This is a genomic window from Mesorhizobium sp. M4A.F.Ca.ET.020.02.1.1, from assembly GCF_004022645.1.
In the GTDB taxonomy this organism is placed as follows: Bacteria; Pseudomonadota; Alphaproteobacteria; order Rhizobiales; family Rhizobiaceae; genus Mesorhizobium.
In genome coordinates, this window is record NZ_RZOI01000829.1 from 1 (window position 1) to 2,457 (window position 2,457).

The 2,457-nt window shown below is 65.0% G+C and carries 2 protein-coding genes; one reads left to right on the forward strand and one right to left on the reverse strand.

Annotated elements, in window-relative coordinates; translation table 11 throughout:
* A partial coding sequence (locus EN742_RS31780) for an ABC transporter permease (protein WP_148670399.1) occupies window positions 1-604 on the forward strand: 604 nt, incomplete at its 5' end.
* Window positions 605-610: 6 nt separating this feature from the next.
* Here the strand turns inward: EN742_RS31780 and EN742_RS31785 are convergent.
* Window positions 611-2,457: 3'-5' exonuclease (locus EN742_RS31785; protein ID WP_245492444.1), on the reverse strand; the 1,847-nt coding region annotated here is incomplete at its 5' end.

Sequence of the window (2,457 nt, forward strand, 5' to 3'; positions counted from 1 at the left end):
GTCGTCGCTGATCGCCACGCTCGGCATGAATTTCCTGTTGCGCGGCCTGATCCAGATCATCAACGAGGGCAGGTCGACGGCGCTGACCGGCCTTGCCGACAGCTCAGCCTACAAGATCTTCTCGAGCCAGCTCTGGGGCATCCCGGTGCAGATCTTCTGGGCCATCGCCTTCGTCGTTTTCTCGGCGCTGCTCTACAACCGCCACCGCTTCGGCGCGCAGGTGAGGGTGGTCGGCGACAATCCGGACAGCGCCAAGCAGATGGGCATCGACGTCAAGCTGGTGAAGGTGAAAGTGTTCGTCTTCACCGGCATCGGGGCGGCGATCGCCGGCACCTTCTCGGTGATGATCAACTTCACCTGGTGGCCAACGGCCGGCGACGGCTATCTGCTGCCGGTGCTGGCCTCGGTGTTCGTCGGCGGCACGCCGACCTGGGGCGGCATCGGCACGGTGGTCGGCGGCGCCATCGGCGCGGTGACCGTGTCGTTCATCCAGACCGGTGTCGTGGCGGCGGGGTTGAGCGGCTTCTACGTACAGTTCTTCAACGGGCTGATCATCATCCTGTCGCTGCTCGGCCATAAGTGGAACCAGGCGAGGTATCGGTGAGGCTACTCAAACGCCGGTGACAAACCCGTCCAGCACGCGTTTCTGGCCGGCCTTGTCGAAGTCGATGGTCAGCTTGTTGCCTTCTATCGCCGCAATGTTGCCGTTGCCGAACTTCTGGTGGAAGACGCGGTCACCGACGCTGAAGGCCGACGGCTTGTCGGCGACGGATTTGGCGACCAACTCGCCGTCGATGGTGCGGCCCTTCACCGAGGTGCGACCGGCGCCGTAGCCTGAGTCCGTCTCGCCATAGCCGATGCGCTCGACCTGGTGGCCGGAGCGCGTGCCCCAGTTGCGGTCGGTGGCCTCGGTGCGGTTGGCCTGCGCGCGCTGCCAGCCCGGCGTCGAATAGGTGTTTGAGAAGGATTTTTCCTCGCCGATATTGTCGAAGCGCGAGGCGCCGTAGGGGTTTTGCCGGCCGCCGCGCCCGGATGCGAACGAGCCGCCGCCATAGTTGTTGCCGTAGCCGCCATAGGAATTGCCGCTCTCGGCGATCTCGACATGGGTTTCCGGCAATTCGTCGAGGAAGCGCGACGGGATCGTCGATTGCCAGAGGCCGTGGATGAGGCGGTTGGAGACGAACCAGATGTGCAGGTTCTTCTTCGCCCGCGTCAGCCCGACATAGGCAAGGCGGCGCTCTTCCTCCAGCCCGGAGCGGCCGCCTTCGTCGAGCGCTCGCTGGTGCGGGAACAGGCCTTCCTCCCAGCCGGGGAGGAAGACTGTCTCGAATTCAAGGCCCTTGGCCGAATGCAGCGTCATGATCGAGACCGCGTCGAGCGACTCGCTCTGCTCCGCCTCCATCACCAGCGCCACATGTTCGAGGAAGGAGCGCAGCGATTCGTACTCCTCCATGGAGCGGACAAGCTCCTTGAGGTTTTCCAGCCGCCCCGGAGCTTCCGCCGAGCGGTCGTTCTTCCACATGTCGGTGTAGCCGCTCTCTTCCAATATGGTCTCGGCGAGCTCGGTATGTGGCGTGGTCTCCAGCGCCTTCTGCCAGCGCTCGAAATTTGCCGCGACCTCGCGCAGGGCGGCGCGCGGCTTCGGCTTCAGCTCGTCACTTTCAGCGAGGTTGCCGGCAGCTTCCAGCATCGGGATACGGAGCGCGCGCGCCGTGTCGTGGATCTGACGGATGGTGGCTTCGCCGAGCCCGCGCTTCGGCACGTTGACGATGCGCTCGAAAGCGAGGTCATCGCCGCTGTTGGCGACTACGCGGAAAAAGGCCAGCGCGTCGCGGATTTCCATGCGCTCGTAGAAGCGTGGGCCGCCGATGACGCGGTAGTTCAGACCGAGCGTGATGAAGCGGTCCTCGAAGGCGCGCATCTGGAAGGACGCGCGGACCAGGATCGCCATGTCGTTCAGATTGTGCTTCTGACGCTGGTAGGCCTCGATCGCCTCGCCGACGGCGCGCGCCTCTTCCTCCGAATCCCAGGCGGCATGGACATGCACCTTGTCGTCTTCGGGGTCGTTTCGGTCGGTGAACAGCGTCTTGCCGAAGCGGCCTTCGTTAAAGGCGATGAGATGCGACGCGGCGCCGAGGATATGCGCGGTCGAGCGGTAGTTGCGCTCCAGCCTTATGATGGTGGCGCCGGGGAAATCCTTGTCGAAGCGCAGGATGTTGTCGACCTCGGCACCGCGCCAGCCATAGATCGATTGATCGTCATCGCCGACGCAGCAGATGTTGACGGTGGCCGGGCGGGAATTCCCCTCCCCCTTGAGGGGAGGGTGGCCGGGCGAAGCCCGGTCGGGTGGGGTCCTCGCGGCAGTGCTCGACGCCCCTGTGCTCGATGACCGGGCGGTGCCTTCTGCGGCGACCCCCTCCGCCCGCTTCGCGGGCACCTCCCCCTCAAGGGGGGAGG